Annotated in this window: 19 protein-coding genes; 3 read left to right on the plus strand and 16 right to left on the minus strand. The window is 48.6% G+C overall.

The features are described 5' to 3' along the window. Positions 1-34: 34 nt before the first annotated feature. From V3C10_19785 to V3C10_19815, 7 genes are all read right to left on the minus strand, one after another. The gene (locus V3C10_19785) at positions 35-1,276 is read right to left on the minus strand and encodes a MerR family transcriptional regulator (protein ID WVP61518.1); all 1,242 of its coding nucleotides are present in this window, start codon (positions 1,274-1,276) and stop codon (positions 35-37) included. 11 nt (positions 1,277-1,287) lie between these two features. Beyond that, a complete protein-coding gene (locus V3C10_19790; GenBank protein ID WVP61519.1) occupies positions 1,288-2,187 on the minus strand; it encodes a fumarylacetoacetate hydrolase family protein in 900 nt (299 codons plus the stop codon). Between the two features lie 94 nt (positions 2,188-2,281). Then, the gene (trpS, locus tag V3C10_19795) at positions 2,282-3,286 is read right to left on the minus strand and encodes a tryptophan--tRNA ligase (protein ID WVP61520.1); all 1,005 of its coding nucleotides are present in this window, start codon (positions 3,284-3,286) and stop codon (positions 2,282-2,284) included. A 72-nt stretch (positions 3,287-3,358) separates the two neighbouring features. Further along, positions 3,359-3,625: a hypothetical protein gene (locus tag V3C10_19800; GenBank protein WVP61521.1), complete on the minus strand. Its 267-nt coding sequence runs from the start codon at positions 3,623-3,625 to the stop codon at positions 3,359-3,361. 311 nt (positions 3,626-3,936) lie between these two features. Further along, complete coding sequence (locus tag V3C10_19805; protein ID WVP61522.1) at positions 3,937-4,299, minus strand: hypothetical protein; 363 nt, start codon at positions 4,297-4,299, stop codon at positions 3,937-3,939. 64 nt (positions 4,300-4,363) lie between these two features. Then, on the minus strand, positions 4,364-5,110 hold the full coding sequence (locus V3C10_19810) for a hypothetical protein (protein WVP61523.1): 747 nt from the start codon (positions 5,108-5,110) through the stop codon (positions 4,364-4,366). Between the two features lie 172 nt (positions 5,111-5,282). Continuing rightward, positions 5,283-5,534 carry a hypothetical protein gene (locus V3C10_19815; protein ID WVP61524.1) on the minus strand — a complete coding sequence of 84 codons (252 nt, stop codon included), beginning with the start codon at positions 5,532-5,534 and terminating at the stop codon, positions 5,283-5,285. A gap of 430 nt (positions 5,535-5,964) precedes the next feature. Between V3C10_19815 and V3C10_19820 the strand changes: the two genes are divergently transcribed. Both V3C10_19820 and V3C10_19825 read left to right on the plus strand, forming a co-directional pair. Further along, positions 5,965-6,879 (plus strand): hypothetical protein, encoded by a 915-nt coding sequence (locus V3C10_19820; protein ID WVP61525.1) that lies wholly within the window; start codon positions 5,965-5,967, stop codon positions 6,877-6,879. A gap of 1,031 nt (positions 6,880-7,910) precedes the next feature. Beyond that, positions 7,911-8,405, plus strand: coding sequence for an S-ribosylhomocysteine lyase (locus V3C10_19825; protein WVP61526.1), 495 nt, complete (start codon positions 7,911-7,913; stop codon positions 8,403-8,405). Between the two features lie 15 nt (positions 8,406-8,420). On the opposite strand, the gene V3C10_19830 is transcribed toward V3C10_19825, so the two are convergent. The 9 genes from V3C10_19830 to V3C10_19870 form a co-directional block, all read right to left on the minus strand. Then, on the minus strand, positions 8,421-9,725 hold the full coding sequence (locus tag V3C10_19830; GenBank protein ID WVP61527.1) for a hypothetical protein: 1,305 nt from the start codon (positions 9,723-9,725) through the stop codon (positions 8,421-8,423). Then, positions 9,709-10,560: a DNA adenine methylase gene (locus V3C10_19835; protein WVP61528.1), complete on the minus strand. Its 852-nt coding sequence runs from the start codon at positions 10,558-10,560 to the stop codon at positions 9,709-9,711. The genes V3C10_19830 and V3C10_19835 overlap by 17 nt, the downstream gene beginning before the upstream one ends. Positions 10,561-10,832: 272 nt before the next feature. Continuing rightward, positions 10,833-11,822 (minus strand): ADP-ribosylglycohydrolase family protein, encoded by a 990-nt coding sequence (locus V3C10_19840; protein ID WVP61529.1) that lies wholly within the window; start codon positions 11,820-11,822, stop codon positions 10,833-10,835. Positions 11,823-11,942: 120 nt separating this feature from the next. Continuing rightward, positions 11,943-13,478 carry an extracellular solute-binding protein gene (locus tag V3C10_19845; GenBank protein ID WVP61530.1) on the minus strand — a complete coding sequence of 512 codons (1,536 nt, stop codon included), beginning with the start codon at positions 13,476-13,478 and terminating at the stop codon, positions 11,943-11,945. 97 nt (positions 13,479-13,575) lie between these two features. Beyond that, positions 13,576-14,460, minus strand: coding sequence for a carbohydrate ABC transporter permease (locus V3C10_19850; GenBank protein WVP61531.1), 885 nt, complete (start codon positions 14,458-14,460; stop codon positions 13,576-13,578). A 2-nt stretch (positions 14,461-14,462) separates the two neighbouring features. Continuing rightward, on the minus strand, positions 14,463-15,392 hold the full coding sequence (locus V3C10_19855; GenBank protein ID WVP61532.1) for an ABC transporter permease subunit: 930 nt from the start codon (positions 15,390-15,392) through the stop codon (positions 14,463-14,465). A gap of 548 nt (positions 15,393-15,940) precedes the next feature. Next, positions 15,941-16,984: a LacI family DNA-binding transcriptional regulator gene (locus V3C10_19860; GenBank protein ID WVP61533.1), complete on the minus strand. Its 1,044-nt coding sequence runs from the start codon at positions 16,982-16,984 to the stop codon at positions 15,941-15,943. Between the two features lie 115 nt (positions 16,985-17,099). After that, positions 17,100-17,993, minus strand: coding sequence for a ribokinase (locus V3C10_19865; protein WVP64674.1), 894 nt, complete (start codon positions 17,991-17,993; stop codon positions 17,100-17,102). A 132-nt stretch (positions 17,994-18,125) separates the two neighbouring features. Continuing rightward, a complete protein-coding gene (locus tag V3C10_19870) occupies positions 18,126-20,246 on the minus strand; it encodes an ADP-ribosylglycohydrolase family protein (GenBank protein ID WVP61534.1) in 2,121 nt (706 codons plus the stop codon). A 772-nt stretch (positions 20,247-21,018) separates the two neighbouring features. Here V3C10_19870 and V3C10_19875 point away from each other — a divergent pair. Continuing rightward, the gene (locus tag V3C10_19875; GenBank protein ID WVP61535.1) at positions 21,019-21,699 is read left to right on the plus strand and encodes a response regulator transcription factor; all 681 of its coding nucleotides are present in this window, start codon (positions 21,019-21,021) and stop codon (positions 21,697-21,699) included. Positions 21,700-21,719 lie beyond the last annotated feature (20 nt).

Below are 21,719 nucleotides of genomic sequence, written 5' to 3' on the forward strand. Positions count from 1 at the left end.
CTGCCGGGCCTATACCGGTCTGCACAATATAGAACTAAGTGTTACTTCTTTTTGCCGTAAAACAGTGCATATGAAGAGCATCACCGTTTACATGGCATTGGTACCGGTACTTTTGATAGGTCTCCGTCATAATTCCTGTTTCGGTTTCCTCGAAAGAAAATCCCGCTTTCCCATATCCTTCCCTTACGGCATGGCCGCTGTAAGCATCCGGTGAACATTCCGGATAACACTGCGGTACACGGGCAATGGATTTTGAATTTGCGTCATAGCTCATGTATGCACCGAATGCGCAGAGGGAGGGCGAAAAATAGGCATCGGCCATCTCGATTAGTGTCCTCGGATGATACAAAAGGAATTCATCTTCTCCGAAAAAGTCGATAAAATAATCGATGCACCCTTTTTTCAAAGGATATTTAACAGAAGCATCCGCGATGAACAGGATATCAAGATCAAGCCCCAGCCGTTCCGTCCGCTGTTTAAACAGGTTGACCGTCTCTTCAAACTTATCAATCATCACATAGATACAGTCATTTTTCAGATACGAAAAATTCCGGTATAAAAAAACATACCCGTCCAGGTTGGTTTCGAGTACTACCTTATCCTTCAAGTCCTCACTCTTCAGACGGGTTCGTACGTAATCATAGCTTTTCTGCAAATAGGTAACAAAATTTCTGCTGACATTGTCATAATGGCCGCCGTAGCTGAAATCGGGATGATCGTATTCACCCCGGTAATGATTGCCCGTAATGACTACTCCGTCGTGAATTTTCACCTGATATCCGCAGTCGCACTGAAGGATTCCCTCATACACGTATTTACTCGTAAGCTGTGCCTGGTTCAGGGAGAGACTGCCTCCGCACTCCGGGCAGGCCAGAAGAGACAATGCCTTTAACGGTACTCCCAGCCTTTTCTTTTCCAGACAGATCTGCTGATCCAGATTATGAATATTTTCATCAATCAGACGGATGGAGGTGTTTAACGAGTCAATCTGTTCATAGAGGCTGGCTTTCTTTTTTTCCAGCATATCGTAATAATCGTGGACGGCATCTTTCTCCGTCAGATGGGAAGTACGCGTAATCGCCATCATGAACTTGATTTCACGGATATTAAACCCCAGTGTTTTACACTTTTTGATATAGTCAAGATCATTTATATCCCGCTGTGAAAAGCTCATATGGCCGTCCGCCATATCCGGAATCAGAAGGCCCTCTTCAACATAATAGCGGATGGTATCTTTTGATATCTCACCGCGGGTGGAAAACTCTCCGATTTTCATGGGACTCCTTTCTACCCAATCGTATTCGTCAGGCTCCCAATCTTCTCAATCCTGCATTCCACAGAATCACCCTTCTTCAAATACTTCGGCGGCTTAAACCCAACGCCCGCTCCGGCCGGCGTACCCGTTGAGATAATCGTTCCCGCCCTCAGCGTCATTCCTTTCGAAAGCTCACTGATGATATGTGCGATGCCAAATATCAGATCGCCCGTGCTGGCGTCCTGCCTGAGCTCACCGTTTACCCTGGAACTGATTCCGAGCTTTGGCGGGAATTCGAACTCATTCGCCGTTACAATCCATGGGCCCATCGGTGTAAATCCGTCCAGGCTCTTTCCAAAATACCACTGTCCATGGCGATCCTGCATATTTCTCGCGCTGACATCATTTAAAATTGTATAACCAAAGATGTACTCTCCGGCCTTTTCCTCGGGCACGTCTTTCGCGTCTTTCCCAATGATGACGGCCAGCTCCGCTTCGTAGTCCAGACCGTCCACCAATCCCGGATAGGAAGGGATTGTTTCCCTGTCACCCGAAGCACGGTTTACTCTTTTGCCGAAATAGACGGCATATTCCTGTTCTTCCGAATACGCCCCTTTGAGGAAGTCGCTGCTCTCCTTCAGATGATCGATATAATTGACCCCCAGACATATGATGTCCTGATCCGGATCCGGGATCGGAGCCAGGAGTTTCACATCCTCCAGAGGAGTGGCCCCTCTAATCTCCGCTTCATAGGGCTGCTTGCCGGCAATATGCTCCGCCAACTGGATCTCCGACTCACTGATCTCCCGGATCAGTTCTTTCATGTCACGATACTCCATCCCTATGGATTCCACAGGGTAAATCCACTGATCATCATTACTCAGAATTCCCAGCCTCTCCCTGTCATCTATCTGATACGTCAAAACTCTCATCTCATTTCCTCCGTTTACAAAAATGCATTTCCAAAAAGCTGCCGCCCCATCCTGTTAAGTGGAAGAGGCCGGCAGCTTCGCCTTTGAAACCTACTTATCTGATTCGTTCCGGGAAGCCTACTTTTTTCTGTACTTTCCGAAGTGTCTTATTGCAGAAATACTGGGCCTTCTCGGCATTGCCCTTAATTACGCCGTCAATATAATCTTTATTGCCCGAGAGATCGGCGAACCGGTCCTGAAGCGGTTTCAGGACAGATACAACAGATTCTCCCACCGCAAGCTTGAAATCGCCGTAACCTTTTCCGTCAAATTCCTTCTCTGTCTCCGCGGCAGTTTTCCCTGTACATGCACAGTAGATATCGATCAGGTTTTTGATTCCCGGCTGTTCGTCACAGTAGCGCACACAAGCCTCGGAGTCGGTTACCGCACGTTTAAATTTTCTGATAATGGTATCGGGGTCGTCCATCAGATAGATGCTTCCGTTCGGGTTCTCATCCGATTTGGACATCTTTTTCGACGGATCCTGAAGGCTCATGATCTTGGCTCCGGCTTTTCCAATATATGCCTCCGGCACGGTAAATACATCACCATAAATGTTATTAAAACGGATGGCAATATCTCTTGTCAGTTCCAGATGCTGCATCTGGTCGATTCCCACCGGAACCACGTCCGCCTGGTATAACAGAATATCCGCCGCCATCAGCACCGGATAAGTAAAAAGACCGGCATTGATATTGTCCGCATGTTTGGCGGACTTGTCCTTAAACTGGGTCATACGGCTCAGCTCACCCATATAGGTAAAACAGTTCAGAATCCATGCCAGCTCCGCATGTCCCGTCACATGGGACTGATAATAGATGCAGTTCTTCTCCGGATCGAGTCCGGCCGCAATATAAAGTGTAAGAAGTGTTCTGGCTCTTTTCCTCAGTTCAGCCGGATCCTGGCGCACCGTGATGGAATGCATATCCACTACGCTGAAAAATGTCTGGTAGTCGTCGCTGATATTGACCCAGTTCTTAAGCGCTCCCAGATAATTGCCAAGTGTCAGGTTTCCTGTCGCCTGCATGCCGCTGAATAATGTTCTCTTGCCGTCTAACATATAATCTATCTCCTTTTACTGAAATTTCTGCTGTTTAATGCAATTTATTTTGTATTATGTTTTCTATCGTGATTATCTTATTTTCTGAAAATACCTTCTCATTATAATACAGAAGCCATTGCCTTGCAAGACGGGGATTTGATTTTCCGTTTGTTTGCGTGGCTGTTTGGCCATAAAATAAGGATTTAATTGAGGAATGAGAACGCCGCCGGGACGGTCGGGGGGCGGGATGGTGAGGGGAGGTTGTGAGTCTTCAGTTCCGGCCTGCAGGTTGTCGCGGGTGGGGAATCCGGGCAGAAAAAGTTCCTGCGGGAAACGCTTGCGCTCTTTGGAGTACATAGCGGACACTAACCTCGAAAAGACCTCGGTAAGTGCCGATGAACTCCCAGGTTCCCTGCGGAATCTTTTTCTCCCGGATTCCCCACAGGAAGGTTATACCCCGGGACTGAAGACGCGAAGGTTTTCGCCATCCCGAACCCCGGCCTGCGGCCGCTGATTTGTTCTTATTCCTTCAGGGGGGGAGGTATTGTCGCTGCCACTACATTTCCTCGAATTACGGGAGAATGCCCTCTGTATGGTATTCAATTGATGAATCTGAGCTTTGAAGCTTTACCTATCCTTGAATAACCATTGAATTTTTTGATTCATCATTAAATATAGCTTTGGATTTTTCTCTGAATCCAGCCCGGAATACCTTCATAAAGTAAAAGATTCACGACTACATAGTGGCCGCGGCAATACCTCCCCCTTACTTGACGAAAGAGACAATCAGCCCTGAAGCCGGCGGACGGGGCAACAACCTTCGCTGAGTCTTCAGTCCCGTCGACAACCTGCCCGGGGAAGGAAGGAGAAAACGTTCCGAAGGGAGACCTTGGAATCCGCCGGTGCTTGCTGAGGTTTCTCACGAAGCTAGCATCCGCTGCGCATTCCACAAGCGGGAGCGAGTCCCCGTAGGAATTTTTTCTCCTGGATTCCCCCTCACCACAACCTACAAACCGGGACTGAAGACTCATATCCAACCTCCCACTCCCCCGTCCGCCGTCTTACAGAGGCGTCCTCGCATCTCAACTAACTCCCTTATAACGTTTTAATGCCACTGATTCTGAAAAATCCCCCTGCCTCTTCAAACTCAATCGCCAGATCCTGTTCAAAATGCGCGGTAAATCGGCTCTCCGTCTTCTCGTAGGCAGTCCCGTTCCACATTAGAAAACTCTCAACGAAGATCTTGTGATCAACGGCAAACTGCTGGATGCACTGCATCGTCAGGTTTGTAAACTTAACCATGCCGACAGGGGCAAACACTTCCTTGGGGACATTGCCAAAAGCTATAAAAACGGCTCCTCCGGCATGGGGGCCTCGGTAATAGCAAAGCTCACGGTCCGATATACCGCAGGCGGCAATTGACAGATTATGCCCGTTGAAGGTGTCGTCCAGCTCGAATTCAGCAATGGTAAGGGGTTCCAGCCCCCACGCTTTGCCTTTCCGCTTTGTCTCCTCCGCTGTTTCTAAAATCGTTTCATTAAAACCATTTATATTTTCCCATCCCCACAGCCAAGTGCCGGAGGAGGCAGATTCGCTTCCTATAAACTGGATTGGGTACTTATCCTGTCCGAAACTGATAAATCCGGATTCAAAGTCCACGTTCCAGTCCTGTCCCCGCACCACCAGGTCACTGCAGGCCGTCTGAACCGCCATCATTTTCCCCAGACAGGCCGAAAAAACCTGCTTCCAGTTACCCGTATCGATTGTCCGGCCGTCAAATACAGATTTTCTTTCCACCGGGGCGGCCTGTTTCTTTTTCTGTGTCTTTTTGAAAAATCCCATTCTGATTCTCCCTTCCACTGCTGCAATCATTCCTCTGCCATTATACCAGAACTTTCCTGTTACAACCATATTTCAGCTGTTACCCACAGACGGCTTCTGATAAACGAGTCAAAGCGCCGCCCAACTCCCATAAACCGGGAGGGTGACGGCGCTTTGACCCGTTCATCCTTTTCTATTTCATCTGCTGATTCATGTTCTCCTGTTCCCCATTCAGTTCCCGGATTATCTGCTCAATCACTGGTAGCTCTTCTTCCAGCTCCTCCGCTATGATTTCCGCGGTCTTTCCTTTCGCCAGTTTCCGTGCGGTCTGCTCCTTTAATTTACTTCGTATCCCTTCCTCACGCCCTGATTTCAGACCCTCTTCCCGGCCGCGTCTTAATCCTTCCTCACGGCCCCGCTCAATTCCAACAGATAATATACTCATCCTAACAGCCTCCCATTCTTCTGACTGTTTCACTTCGGTTACGATTTCATCCAGTTTCAGGATCCTTTCATCCTTTACCACAATTCCCGGATTGTCAAGCCGGGGCTCCCTGCCTGATGTATTGGATCGTTAAGCAAAGAGTCTTTTGAATGCCATATAAGGCATAAGAATGTTAAGATTTGAAATAGAATAATCAAAGCTCTGCTTAATTTTATCGTAGCATAACGGGGGTAGAATTACAAGAAAAAAGTCCCCACCGTGCGGCGCGAAGCGGCCCCTTTTCCCGTTTCTGTGTACTGTAAAAATTGCCGCCTTTCATAAGGCGGACAGTCATGTAAATACCATGGACGGAGCTGCGCCGCTGTGATAAACTGTAAATAACTGAAAACCAGATATGTGCCGTTTTACCGCCGCGGGGAGGGACAGAATTATGAAGAAATTAAGCAGTTCTAAATCGATTGTAATGTGGTTTTTTGTGTATGTGTTTACCGTTGCCCTGTGCATTCCGTCCTTTGCGGAGGATATCAATACCTGCATCAAGGATAATAAACTGGTAAAAACGCCTGTAGCCGAACACAACGGAGTGGTTATAACCCCATCGGAATGGCAAGTAAATGATTATTTTTCAACGCCATCCCTGGATATCAGCTTTCTGGTGGAAAACGGATCGGGCGAGACGGTCAGCGTGACAAACAGATACTTCTATATCAACGGCCAAAGTGTCGGTGTTAACCCCGATTTCACAGGTGATATCGCTCCGGGTTCCAGCAAGACGCTCACTGTTTCCATCAGTGAATTTTACTTTACCTCCCAGCGCATCAAAAATATCAATTCCCTGGGTGCTTCCTTTTTCATGAAATACAAAAAAGACGGACGCACCTACACAACTCTTCCCGGCTTTACACAAACGGAGCATCCGTCTGAAACAGCCCTCACGCCGTTTGAGGGAACTGAAATATACAGCGACGAAAACGTGAAAGTTACTGCCGAATCCTCCCTGAAAAACTTTCCAGGCGCTTATGCATTCAATGCAAACGTGGTAAATACCGGTGACCATGTCATTTCACTCCGGACCTACAACATGGCGATTAACGGAAAGACGCCCGAAATAGATGAATCCCTTCAATCCTCAGACTGGGTTCTGCTGTATCCGGGGACATCGGCGGATGTATATAACATAATTTATTTAAAAGAATCACGGGATGAACGCCTTCCAGCCAACCGGTTCCACAATATGACCTGGAAAATGTCCTATACGATATATCAGAGGAATGAGGAAACGGGAGAACTTATCCGGCAGGATACCAGGGATACGGAGGGAATAACGGTAGAGCTTAAAAAATAAGGGGGTGAGGAATGAGAACGCGGCCGGGACGGCCGGGGGGCGGGATGGTGAGGGGAGGAGGTGAGTCTTCAGTCCCGGGCGTTAAGTTGTCGCGGGTGGGGAATCCGGGCAGAAAAAGTTCCTGCGGGAAACGCTTGCGCTCTTTGGAGTACATAACGGACACTAACCTCGTGATAAACCTCGGTAAGTGCCGATGAACTCCCAGGTTCCCTGCGGAATCTTTTTCTCCCGGATTCCCCACGGGAAGTTTATGACCCGGGACTGAAGACGCGAAGGTTTTCACCATCCCTTACCCCGGCCTGCGGCCGCTGCATTGTTCTTATTCCTTCAAGGGGGGAGGTATTGTCGCTGCCACTACATTTCCTCGAATTTCAGGAGAATGCCACTCTATATTGTCAAGTGATTTTCTGTATGGTATTCAATTGATGAATCTGAGCTTTGGCACCTGACCTATCCTTGAATAACCATTGAATTATTTGATTCATCATTAAATTTAGCTTTGAATTTTTCTCTGAATACAGCCTGGAATACCTTCATAAGGTAAAAGATTCACGACTACATAGTGGCTGCGACAATACCTCCCCCTTACTTGGCGAAAGAGACAATCAGCCCTGAAGCCGGCGGACGGGGCAACAACCTTCGCTGAGTCTTCAGTCCCGTCGACAAACTGCCCGGGGAAGGAAGGAGAAAACTTTCCGGAGGGAGACCTTGGAATCCGCCGGTGCTTGCTGAGGTTTCTCACGAAGCTAGCATCCGCTGCGCATTCCACAAGCGGAAGCGAGTCCCCGTAGGAATTTTTTCTCCTGGATTCCCCCCACCACACCCTATAAACCGGGACTGAAGACTCATACACACCCTCCCACTCCCCCGTCCGCCGCCTTACAGAGGCGTCCTCACATCTCAACTAAATCCCTGCCTTGCGCATCATATACGATTCTGTTAGAATGTAGAGGGTTTTTACAAATAAGCTTTGGATAAAAGTGTAGAGACATTTTTCATAACACCGGATTTTTTCGAAAGGAGTTTTTATCATGGATCAGATTATGAACAAAATAACCAGCTTTACCATCGATCATTTAAAGCTGCTGCCTGGAGTCTATGTTTCCAGGAAAGACAAGGCCGGGGACAGTGTGATTACCACTTTTGATATAAGAATGACACGCCCCAACTATGAACCCGTCATGAATACCGCCGAGATTCATACGATTGAACATCTGGGAGCCACCTATCTGAGAAATCACGAGGTATTCAGGGATCGCGTCATTTACTTTGGGCCGATGGGATGCCGGACCGGTTTTTACCTGCTGCTGGCCGGGGACTTCAGTTCTGCGGATATCGTGCCGCTTATGACCGGGATGTTTACTTTTATCGCCGACTTTGAGGGAGAGGTTCCGGGAGCCTGCGCAAAGGACTGCGGAAACTATCTCGATATGAATCTTCCAATGGCAAAATACCTGGCTGACAAATTTTTGAGAGAAGTGCTGGAAGGCATCGACGACAGCAGATTAATATATCCGGAAGCTTAACCGCTCCCGGATTTTTTAGTTCTGCTGTACCAGCCCGGTCATCCATTTCAGCCAGCCGCTCACCGACGAGGCTCTGCGCCCCGCCACATTACTGCTGCAAAGATTCTGTTCCAGTATCTTTTTTTCAATATATTTCTTATCGGGAATCTCTCCACTTCTCATAACCGTTTCAAACAGCTCATGGAAAATACCGTGTTCCAGGATCAGCTCTACATAGCGGATCTGCCTGGCCTTATAATTCAGTTTCAAAAGTTTTTTCCCCTGAGGGCTGATCGTCACCCTGACCGTCCTGTCCTCGTCCTTCTCCTTCACTGCCAGCCCCAGATACCTGCATGCGTTAAAATAATAATCCGACTGGCGTTCCCGGAACCCGAACACTTCCGCTATCTCAGCCGGTGTAAGGGGGCTTTCATTCAAATGCTCCACCAACGAGATTACCTTCTCAAAACTGTCGGCCTGGATAAATGTAACCTGCGGTTCCGGTTTTACCGCAGTGCGTTCCCATGCGTCTCTTAAGTCCGCGGCGGAAATATCGGTATCCTCCAGGCTGTATTGTCCTTCCCTGATCAGGCGGATGGAATTATAGCAGAACGGATCCGTAAACTCATACTCCATCAGCCGGAAAATATTGTTGGAATAGACCATAAAGACGGGCCTGACCGGTTTTGCCAGTTTCCCGCTCCACAGTCTGTATGGGTAATAGAGCTGACGGACCAGAAAATTACTGTGCACGACATTCTTTCCCTCTATCACGGCGAAGGTATCCCTGTCCTCAAACCCTCCGTCTATCTCCACCTGGGAATTGTTGACTGTGAGCTGCCAGCCTCCGGCTTTCGCCGCGGATTTTACGGGATTTACCTGAAACGAAAAGTTACCGGATGCCATGCGGCCGGAGACAGTCTGTTTAAAGCCTGCCCCTCCCAGAAAATCATCCAGTATTCCGGAAATTCCCATCACGTTGATCGCGCCCGCCTCCGAACGGATGTCATTGATATCAATCGTCTCATAATAGTCCGGGATCGCCGCTTTCTTCACTTTACCCGGGCGTTTCCCGCTTACTCCGTCTCCGGCTTCTGGGAAATCGGCGTAGAGATCAAACTCTCCTATGACATAGCTTCCCCTTGTCACGGGCAGGATACCGAGACGGCTCCCGAACACAGAGGGCAGAGACTCCCTTGTATCAAACTTTGTCATCAGCCTCGGTTCTTTATATTCCCGGATCTGATCGGCCGTAATACAAAAAGGGCCGCTCTCCGACACCTTTTTCTCTATCTCATATCGGTCAAAGAGCAGCTTCCATTTATCATCTATCAAGCTCATAGTTTCTCACCAGCACTTCATCGATGGCTCCGCGCTTGTCCGCCTTTGCGTTGATTGTACGCTTGGCCGCCACGCGCTCCACGGTGTAATCTTTATATAAATCTTCGATAAAATCACAGCAGGAGTTGGATAACAGGAAACGGATTCCTTTCTTATTCAGCAAATCGCACTGCTTTTTAAGCTCCTTCTGCTGCTCTGCCCCAAATCCGGCCGCAGTATATCCGGTGAAAGAGGACGAGGTGCTGAGCGGCATATAGGGCGGATCCAGATATACAAATGACCCCTTCCTGATTCCCTTTAAAGCCTCCCTGTAGTCCCCGCAGAGAACTGTCACCTTCGCCTTGTTCAGATAGCGGCTCATCGCCCGTATCGTCGCCTCATTCGTGATATTGGGATTCTTATATCTTCCCCAGGGGGAATTAAACTCTCCGGCGCGGTTCACCCGGAAAAGGCCGTTGTAACACGTCTTATTCAGGTAGATAATCCTGGCTGCCTGCTCCACCGGAAGCATTGTCTCATACTTCTCCCTGTCGCGGTCTAACGAACGCACTTCATAAAAATATTCCTGGCTGTTCTTCTCTTTATGACGCTCCAGACAGGCAATCAGCTCCTCCGGCTGCGCTTTGATCACTTCGTATATATTAATCAGTTCGGCATTCGAGTCATTGATCACCGCTCTGCCGGGCTGTGTGTGAAACAGCACCGCCCCTCCGCCGACAAACGGCTCATAGTATGTTGTGTGTTCCGGTATCAGCGGCACGATCGTCTCAAGAAGCTGACGTTTGCCGCCTACCCATTTCAAAATGGGGGTTACCGCTGGGTCTGTTGTGGACATAGATTCCTCCGTACGTATGTTTGAAAATTCTTTTTCTATTATAACCGCTATCGGGTGAGAAAGCAAAGATTTCCTGCAATTATTTCCTGCAAAATCTGCAGGTAATAATCGGTATCCTTCCGGATCCTTGAAATATTTACCATTTGTCTGCATTTCACGCCGCAGCTGCTAAAAAGCCCCCGTCCACCGGCACAAATCATTCTCTGCCAATGGACGGGGGCTGTACTCACCTTCAGCGATTCCGCGGTTCACTGAAAATTTCCCCTGTTTTTTTATTTCATAATAATTTCAGCCAGCTTCTCAGCATAGTCCCTGATATCAATTCCCTTCGTAAATGTCAGGCATGTTCCTGTTGGGAACCTGGTCTTGTCAATCCATGCGGCCGGCATTGCCTTAGCTCCATATTTGGCGCCCAGAATTGTTCCGGCTACTGCCCCGATGGTGTCTGCGTCCCTGCCGAAGTTCCCGGCTACTACAACACCGGTCCTGAAATCCTTGTTGACTGCTTTCAGGCAGGCAAATGCAGAAGGGATGGCTTCCGCCGTCGTGGCCCAGGTGCTGGTGCGCAGGTCGTCGTGAAGCTGCATCCATACGTCGAAAATATGTCCGTCCACGGAATCCACCAGTTCAAATGCATGGTTCATGGAATAGTGAAGCCAGGACTCTTCCGGAATCACGTTCATTGCAGCGTCCAGAATCTCATCCATGCTGCCGTCTACCATGGCTACGGAAACTGCGGCAGCCACCGCCTGTGCGCCCCATACGCCGTCACGGAAATGGCTGACTTCCGACTCAATCTTCGCCATTGCCGCTGCTTTCTCCGGATCACCTGCACATACGATACCGATCGGCCCGATACGCATTGCAGAACCGTCACTCATATGGAACGCATTATATTTACCGGACAGAGGAGGACGGAAACCTCTTCTTAAATTATTGGCTGCTTCAATCTCGCTGGCTCCGCCGCGCTTAAATTCATCCTGTATTGCCACATCCTCGAGCCAGGATTTAACCACTTCCTCCGATGTCAGCTCTCCGCCGCAGCGAATCAGGGTTTTGGCCGTCAGCAGTGCGAACTCTGTATCATCTGTACTCCATGATGCTTTGCTGTTAAAATCGGTTGTAATGGCATAATTTTCACGGTTTTCCTGCTTTCTTGAAGCATCTCCGAAAGAATCTCCGATTGCCAGCCCCGATAAGGAACCATAGGCCTTGTCGAATACCAGCTCCGGATTTTTCTTAAACTCTTCTCTTGTCAGCATTTGTCATCCTCCTGTTTTACCTCTGCCGCTTATTTTTCAATCAATATTGCTATTACCTGCTATAAATTAGTTATTTTTAATGCTATTTATCCGCTTTAAATTACAGGAATTGCCCAGCTATCACGGATTGCCCAGCTTTTCAACTAAAAGGCTTTCGAATTCATTTCCGCCTGCTTCTTCCCATTTTGTCTTCATCTCACTGAATGTGTCGATCGATTTTACGCCTCTTACAATGTCTGCCGAATACTCATTATAATATCCATTCATTGCATCCCACTGTGGTGTCATCTCTTCCGGAATCAGAATATTGACATCCTGTACAAGATATTTTTCCAGATTGTCAAACGCACTTTGTCCTACCGTTGTAAGTACAGGCTGTGCAAGAGACGGATCCTGCGGGTCAAAGTTGTTTGTCGTATCCCAGAAGCGTGCCCACCATTCAGGCCATCTGTCGGTAAATACAATCTTGTTGTCTTCGATTGTATAATGTTTGCCTTCAATGCCAACTTTATCTAAGATTCTTCCTTCAGGGCTTGCCATGAATTCCAGGACCGCCCACGCCGCATCTTTGTTCTCAGAATCGATATTCATTGCAAAACCGCGCTCTTCTTTTGTTACGTCTTCTGCTCTGTACCCCTGTGCCACACCTTTTGCCGGAGGAAGAATGACAAGTTCCGATTCTTCGCCGTTTACAGAGCGCATCTTATTATCATAAATCTGTGTGGAGGGAAGTGTGCCGGCAATCACTCCTGTTTTTCCTTCGTAAAATTTCTGCTCCATTGTGTCCCAGGTATCGGTCAGATACTCTGGGTCCAGAAGACCGTCTTTATAAAGTTTTGCATAGAATTCCAGTTTGTCCTTTTCTGCCTGGCTTTCTTTGCTGAAAATCCACTTTCCGTCTTCTTTTACAATGGTTCCTGTTACGCCGAATGCCTGGTTGAAAATACTGTCCAGACGGGCGGTGCTGCCATCTGCCGTAAATGCGTACTCTACAAGGCCTTTATCTTTCATTTCTTTAAAGAGGTTGTAGTAATTGTCTACGGTTGGGTCTGCGATTAATTTTTCATAAGAATCAAGCTGTTCCGCCCAGTCTTTTCTCATCGCCGGAATCTGGATTCTGGATGGAGCCAGCCAAATCAGGTACGGATAATTTGCCATACGGGTCTTATTCACATCTGTCATAATGCTCTTCACAAATGTGGATTTTTCTACATAAGGGGTTAAATCTTCAAACAGCCCCTGCTGTGCCAGCGCCAGGTCTCCGCCCTGGAAGTAAATAAGATCAGCTTCCACATCACCGTTCATCATGGCAATCGGAACTGCCGTTGCATAGCTTCCTGCCGGCGGCTCTAAAAACTGTAAATCCACATACTGTCCGTGGGCTGCCATTTTCTCATTAATCGCTTCTCTTAAGAGCTGTACATCCTCTTCATCCGGAAAAACATCTTTAATCATTACTTTTACTTCCACGGGTGAATCCGCAGTACCGATAGCAGGCCACTCCGATGTTCCCTCCGCCTGTGCGGCTCCCCCGTTCTCTGCTGCGTTTTCCACCGGTTTGGTATCCGTGGTTTTCTCTTCCGCTTTGCCGCCACACCCCGCGAGGCTGGTCCCTGCAAGCGCTGCTGCCATAATCAGTGCCAATGCTTTTTTCATTTTTTCTCCTCCATTTTATGATTAATTTATTTGCATCCCTTTTGTGTGCGGCAGCCTGTGAATGCCGCGTGCAAACGGCCGAAGCCGTTCCCTGTCTTTACTCCTTAACTCCGCCCGACATGATTCCCTTGGTATAGTACTTAAGTACCAGCGGATAAATCAGCAGAATCGGCACAACGGCAATCACAATTGTCGCATACTGAAGCGCCGTATAATCAATTTTTGCCAGGTCGTTGTAGTTCAGCAGGTTCTGCGTGCCGATGATCGTGGTAACATCGCTGTCCACGATAAATTTACGGAGAATTACCTGCAGCGGCACCTTCTTGATAGAAGAAATGTAGATTCCCGAACGGAAATATTCATTCCATCTTGTCACGCCGTAGAACATAGTCAATGTCGCAATTCCCGGTTTTGCCAGGGGCAGAACTACGGAAAACAGAATCCTCAGATGGCCTGCACCGTCAATTTTTGCCGCCTCACAGAGGGAAACCGGTACATCTTCAAAATAACGCATCATGATAACGAGATAATATACGTTAACCGCCATACAGAGAATCACAGACCACTGGCTTCCCATCAGGCCTATTTTCTTCACTGTCATGTACTCAGGAACAATTCCCGGGTCAAAGAGCATCATGATGATGAAGAAAACCATAAGAACTCTCTTTCCTACCAATCCCGGACGTGTCAGCACATACGCCGCCAGAGCCGTAAGTACAATATTTAAAAATGTACCGACTACCGTTATGAAAATTGAGTTAAAAATCGACGGTACTAACGTCTTGTTGCTGAACAGAACCTGATAGTTAATCAGCGAAAAGCCCCTCGGCAATACCTCCAGGCTGCTCATCCCGGCCGATTGAAGCGGGTCGGAGAGCGAACGGGCAAGAATGTGTAAAAGCGGTACAATCATAGTCAGCGTGAGGAACAGCATAAGAATCGTAAGAAGCAGCTGTGAAATGCTGAATTTTTTCTTTCTCATTCTTACCACACTCCTTTCCCAGTCATCTTTTTAGAGACAAGATGAGTAACCAGAACCAGGAAAACTCCGACTACGCCTTTAATCAGTGCTACTGCCGTCGCCAGGGAATACTGGCCGCTTTCAAGTCCAATACGATATATATATGTATCAAGAATATCAATCACACTGTTGACGGACTGGTTTGTAAAGTTGAATACCTGGTCGAATCCGGCTGTCATGAAGAAGCCCAGATTCAGGATAAACATTGTAGTCATCGGTGTAATCAGGGCCGGCAGGATAATGTAACGGATGATATCCGTCCTCTTCGCGCCGTCCACGGTGGCTGCCTCATAAAGGTCGGGGCTGATAGCCAGGATTGCCGTGAAATACACGATGGAATCCCATCCAAGGCTCCGCCATCCCTCCGAGAAAAACAGAACCCATCGGATTGCTCCCTTATTCGTCATAAAGTCAACCGGGTCGATTCCAAACCAGCCCATGATCTGGTTTACCGCGCCGCCCGAAACCGACAGCATGGAAATCCAGATACCCGCGATAACAACCCATGAAAGGAAATGCGGCATATAGGAAACAACCTGAACATATTTCCGGAACTTTCCGCACCGTATCTCATTCAAAAGCAATGCGAAAATCACAAAAAACGGGAACAGCAATATGTACTTCATAAAGCTGATAATCAGCGTGTTTCTCAAAATCTCCATAAATGTGGACGACTTGAATATCATGTTAAAATACTTAAGCCCCGCAAATTCCCACGGCCCCTTGGCCTTGTAATTGCAGAAGGCCAGCCTCATGTTGATAATGGGCCATACCCTGAAAATCAGGAAGTAGATAATCGTGGGCGCCAGCATCAGGTAAAGTACCCTGTCTTTCCACATTCTCTGCAGCGTTTTATTTTTATTTCCTGTTTTCTTTTCTACCTTTGCCTGCATACAGGCTCCCCCTTTTCTACGCACTGTACATTTCTGTAATTTTAAGTAACCGGTTTCTCTCTAATTGGTATTATAACACAGTTAATCTTTGATATCAATTGTATATTTTATTAAATTTACCACCCGTGTTTTTTAGCATATTGCACTATTTATTGGTTTTTCCCTGGAAAAGCCTGTTCTTTACCACTCTGTACTCTCTTTATTTTAGATAAACCGTTTTCCTAATTCTTCCTATTATTTGGCTATTTATGTTAACTCTTACTTGATTTTCCACTGTAAAAGCGCTTTTCAGCATGGCAGGCGTCCTATGATGGGACAAAGAATCCCGCCCGCGGGATTCCTGCGCTGCCGCGCGGTTGCTCCAACGACTATTTACCTCCGCGCGGCATGTGCATCCTCGCGGAGCGTTTTTTGATTCATAGGACGTAATTTCCTATGAATCAAAAAAGATACAGGAAGCGAATCTTTCCTTCCGGAAATTCTGCTCCCTGTATCTTTCAAATTGAGTTTCATTATTAAATTTCTTTGTCCGTATGTCTTATTCACGTTTATTTTTCGTATTCCGCATCATAATCCCGCGCCTTTGTTGTTTTGCGCAGCTTCAGGGTAGGCTCCACCACCATATGGCTGAGTCCCACTTCCTCTCCCTCAATAATCCGTATCATCTGTTTTGCCAGATGCTGCGCCATCTCATAGTGAGGTTTGGAGACGGTAGACAGGGCCGGGCGGAACACTTCCGCCAGCTCGATATTATCAAAGCCCATGACCTCTATCTCCTCCGGTATCTTCTTCCCCGCATCGAGAAGCCCGGAGATGACACCGATCGCAATCAAATCGCTGCCCGTCATAATTGCGTCAAATTCAACCTTTTTTTCTAACAGCTCTTCTGCCGCCCTGCGCCCGAATTCAATGGAATATTCTCCCGAAAGCGTCAGTTTCCTGTCAAACTCAATTCCATGTTCCCTGAGCGCTTCCTTATACCCCTGCAGCCTCTGTTTGGAACCGGAAAGCTCCGTATTTCCTTCCACGTAAACAATGCGTCTGTTTCCGCCACGCAGAAGATAGGAAGCCGCTTTTCTGGAACCTTTCACGTTGTCACCCGTGATGCTTGCATCGCTCACGCTGCTGTCGAAGGTACGCCCAAGGAGTACCAAAGGCACCTGATACTTTCTGTACTGCTCCAGAAACGCCTTGTTGGAAATACCGGAACAGAGGATCACGCCGTCCACCCTCTTATCCACGAGCGACATAAGTAACCCCGCCTCTTTTTCCGGATTGTAGTCGGAGTTGCAGACAATGACCGAATAATCCTTTTTCTCCAGGTAATCACTGATTCCCCTGATAATTTTCGGATAGAAAAAGTTGGATACATCCGGAACTATCACTCCTATCATCCTGGATCTCGACACCGCAACCCCTCTGGCCAGAGCATTGGGCCTGTAATTCAGTTCTTCTATTACTTTGCGCACCCTCTCTTTCGTGGCTTCGCCGACACCGCACGGGCTGTTGTTAATTACCCTGGATACGGTCGCCTTGGATACGCCGCAGATTTCCGCAATCTGTGAAATGCTGTATTTTGTCTTTGTTTCCATATACATTCCCCCGCCTGATTTAAGACTTAAGCAGCCGCAGGCGCTCCGCCTTACGGCTTTTCAGGGCTGTCCCGAGTATGTGAAGCTTGTTTTTTTGCAAGAGATGCATCACACGCTAAGGCAATTCCGTTTCTTCTACCTGCTTTTCCCAGGGAATAGAAGGCGCAGCCCCTTTTCCCATTACGGTAATGGCCGCGGCTTTTGTTGCCCTCAAGAGAGCTTCTGGCACCGTGTTCCCCTTTACTTCCGAGGCAATAAAATACCCTGTAAATGTATCACCGGCCGCCGTCGTATCAACCGCGTTGACACGGAAAGCCGGCTGTTCATAGCGGTTTTCACCGTCGTAATAAATGCATCCCCTGCTGCCGAGCGTCAGAAGAATCACAGCCCGTGGATATTTCTCCCGCAGAAGACGCGGAATTTCCTCCTCCTTAGCCTCCTGTCCGCAGATATCGGCTCCCTCCACCTCATTCAGGATAAAGCAGTCCACGAGTTCTAACGGCAGCTCCAGCAGTTCCTTTGTTGCAGGAGAAGGATTCAGGTAAATCTTCATCCCCTTTTCCGATGCCTTTTCGATCAGCCCGGCAAGTCCGTTTATCTCGTTCTGAAGCAGAAGGATATCTCCCTCCCCGAAATGAGACAGCGTTTCATCTATCTGGCCGGACGTGATTTCCTGGTTTGCACCGCCGTACAAAATGATGCAGTTCTGTCCGTCCTTATCCACCTGGATAATCGTATGGCCTGATACTCCGTCCGTCTTACGCACAAATTCTGTATTAACGCCGGATTCCGCCAGAAGTTCCAGCAGTTTATCTCCGTCATTCCTGCCCACGGCGCCTGCGTGCCAGACCTGTGCCCCTGCACGTGCCATGGCGATAGACTGGTTCAGTCCTTTCCCGCCGCAGAAGACTTCCATCCCAAGGGAACTCATCGTCTCACCGGGACGTATGAAATGATCCACGGTATAGACATTATCAATATTCAGGGAACCAAAATTCAATATTTTCATCCTTACACCCAAACCTTTCTCCTGGCTGCTGCGCACTCCAAAATCAGCATTCCCGTGGACATCAGCCTGACCTTTCCGTTATTTATGATACTGTTTTATGAATTACATGTTTTTTATTTCCCCTTGTTTTCCTCAAACTTCTTCACGTATATCCTCGTAGGCGAAGTCCGCATAGGAAGTGCGCCCAGTCTTCAGTGAACCGCAACCGAACATTCCGTTTGCAAACCCGTCATCCTCCGCTTCCAGAACCTTCTTTCCGTCAATTTTAAATTCTATGCGGCCGTTGATACATTCCATCTCCATTCTGTATTCTCTGTCATATTCCCACGGGAAATCACACTCAGCCAGCGTCCGGAAACCGAAGTCGTTCTTGAGTAATACGGCCTTTCCCTTCTCATCAAAACCTGCACCGTAAAAACGCTTTGCGCCCTGCGCTCTTGCGATAATCAGGTGGGATGCGCCGTGACGCGGCGTAACAGACGCAGAAACTCTGTAATCCGTACTGTAATAATTTCCGGTATAGGCAAAGGCCTCCTCGTTACGCATCAGGTTAAGCGTGCCGCCATACAGGTCCCATGCCCCGTGATCGGTGGAGAACGGTGTGACGCAGCCGAATTCTTTTTTCTGTTTTTTAATATCAATCGTGTAAGCCGACGGCCCGCTAATCGTAAAGTCATCCAGATAAATAAGGCCAAGGCTCTTTTTCTTTGAAGGGGAATATCCCTCAATCACAATTCCGACCTCATCCACAATGTCGCCGTCCACATCGGGAATCGTGAATTCGACGCTGATCCACTGTTCCTGAATAAGTTTGATATAGCCCTGAAGCAGATTTTCTTTTCCATAAACCGTATGTACATAAGGGGCGATTCCGAGCGTCTCCCACCCCTCCCACTGATCCAGGTAAAGTTTCATCGTTACCTTCTGTCCCGGATATGCGGTTGGGGAGAATACAGGACTGTATCTCTCATCCGAGAAATCATTTCTTGTATAAAACGGTTTGTAGAACACCTTGCACTGGTCTCCGCGCACCATGCGGTCCACCAGGATTTTAAGGGAGCCGTTGCCGCTGTATGCCTGATCCTGCGAATGGGACAGGGCGCAGAAGAATGGATCCGAAAGGCGCATATTGTGGGTACTGCCCGGCAGTTCAAAGTCAAAATGGACTTCCCCGTTTTTAAAGCTTCCCGCCAGTTCTGCCGGAGCCTCCTCTCCTCCCAGGCGGTAACCGAGCAGTGCCAGCTCCTTTGAGAAGGTCGGTATGTCGAGGATATTCAGATATCCTGAAATACTGGAACACACAATTCCGTCGTTAATCGGCTTCCTGTAACGATCCGGAATGCCTTTAAGTCCGCAGGCCACGCCGAGAACCGTGCCCACATTGCCCGCATTGCAGTCCGTATCCCAGCCTGCCATTGTCGCTATCTCAACGGTTCTGTCAAAATGTCCTTTGCCATAGGCCATCGCCATAAAGCAGACTCCGGCATTGGGAATAATATGGCATACCCCCTGGTATTTGTCATATCCCCAGTCGCGCACCAGCATCTGGTAGCAGTCGCGCCATGATTCCTCCTCCGGATGGGCACGGTAGAAATCGAGAACCGCATCGGCCACCCGGTGATACAAGCTGTCCTTTGGAATCTCGGCAAGCCCTGTCTCCATTATATCAAAAATATCGTCTGACTCAAATGCCCTGGCGATGGCTGCGCAGAAAAATCTGGCTCCCAGCACGCCTTCCCCGCCGTGGGATACGCTGGCCGCAGCCTCGCCGTAATCCGCGGCCTTCTTCGGATTGCAGGGATTTACCAGTCCCCATGTATCGATAAAAATCTGGCCTCCGATCTGTTCCGCCAGAATCAGCCCGTTCTGCTCGATAGAACCCGACTGGGGCGCTTCGATGCCGTTCTTCAGGTTCAGGTAAGCGGTATGCTCGGTACTTGTTCCATAGCCGCCCCACCAGAACATGCCGACGCCCTCCCTGGCATAATTGAGCCAGGCTCTGGCAACATCCTGCGGTACAAGCTCCCTGTCTTTTGCATCATCATAGAGAGCCCTGATAAAAAATACAGGGCCGTTGGCATCATCATCGGCTGCAAAATTTTTAAATTCCTTCACGTAATCTGTGATTTCTCCATAAGTCTTCCGTATTCTGTCATAACTCCAGATAGTCGGCTCCACCGGAGCTCCGAGACGAATTCCGATATTCATTCCCAGAAATCCCGAATACACTTTTTCCAGATAATCTTTCACCATTTTTTATGCCCTCCTGCGCACTTGCACACTGTAATAATTAGTCGAACTTTTCATAGAGAAACCGGTTACTCTAATTATACTGGATCCGTAAATAGATTGCAAGCAGAAATGTTTCTTCTGGGGGATGGGAGAAATGAGGATGCGGCAGGAAGAAGTGGTATTGGGATGGGAGGCAGGGAAAGTGAGTCTTCAGTCCCGGGCGAAGGGGATTGGCAGGACGGGGAATCCGAGCCGAAAAAATTCCTACGGGGACTCGCTCCCGCTTGTGGAATGCGCAGCGGCTGCTAGCTTCGTGTGTCTTCTGCTTTGTGTGTCTGCTCCTTTGCCTTTCTACTATTTTCTAATTCCTCTGCCCTATCTTCCTCTCCCTTTGAAAAAGAGGCCACCGGCCTCTGCAGGGCCGACGGACTGGGGCCGATCCCCTTCGCTGGGTCTTCAGTCCCATCGACAACCTGCCCGGGGGAAGGAGGGTGAAAATATTCCGCAGGGGACCTTGGAATCCGACGGTGCTTACCGAGGTCTTATACGAGGTTAGCAGCCGCTTCGCATTCCACAAGCGCAAGCGAGTCCCCGTAGGAATTTTTTTACCCGTATTCCCCCCCTCCGCAACCATCCTCGCCTGGGACTGAAGACCTCACCCCCATCCTCCCCAGTCCATCCCCCTGCAAAAGCCCCCTCATTTTTCAACCTCCCCTTGCTTTCCCTCCCCATCCTTCCTATAATAAGATTATAGCATCACGAAAATAATGTTCTGAGAGGGAATCACACGCCAATGAAAAAAATCCTGATTGTAGATGATGACAAGCGAGTCGTAAAAATGTTGGAAGAATATATGAGACTGTATAGTTTTCTGACCCTGTGTGCTGAAAACGGAAAGGACGCCCTGGCACTGTTTGACGAAACCGTGGATCTCATTATCCTGGATATCAATATGCGCGGAATGGACGGCGTCGAAGTGTGCCGCCGCATCCGGCAGCTCAGCAACGTTCCGATTATCATGTTAAGCGCAAATGCCGCTTCCTTCGACAAGGTACAGGCCCTGGGCGCCGGAGCCGATGATTACATTGTGAAACCGTTCGATCCCGTGGAACTGCTGGCCAGGGTGCGCGCCCATATCGGGCGGGTGGAACGTTTTAAGGCCTCGCGCACCATGGAAGCTCCAATCGAATTTGAGGATTACAAGATATACCGCAGCGCATACCGGGTAACAAAGGGAAACGAGGAGATCCGCATGTCCAACACGGAGTTCCGTCTGCTTGTCTACCTGGTCGATCACGCTTTCACCGCGGTCAGCAGAAAACAGATACTGGCCGACGTATGGGAAAGCGATCTGTATGATGAAAATATCGTAAATACTTACATTAAACGTCTCCGCCTGAAGCTGGGCGGCGGGGAGGGCTTCATCAAATCCATCCGCAGCGTCGGATATATGTTTGAAGCCGAACTGCGGTAATATTGGGCGTACAGGAGCCC

Source organism: [Clostridium] symbiosum (genome assembly GCA_036419695.1).
Lineage (GTDB): Bacteria > Bacillota > Clostridia > Lachnospirales > Lachnospiraceae > Otoolea > Otoolea symbiosa_A.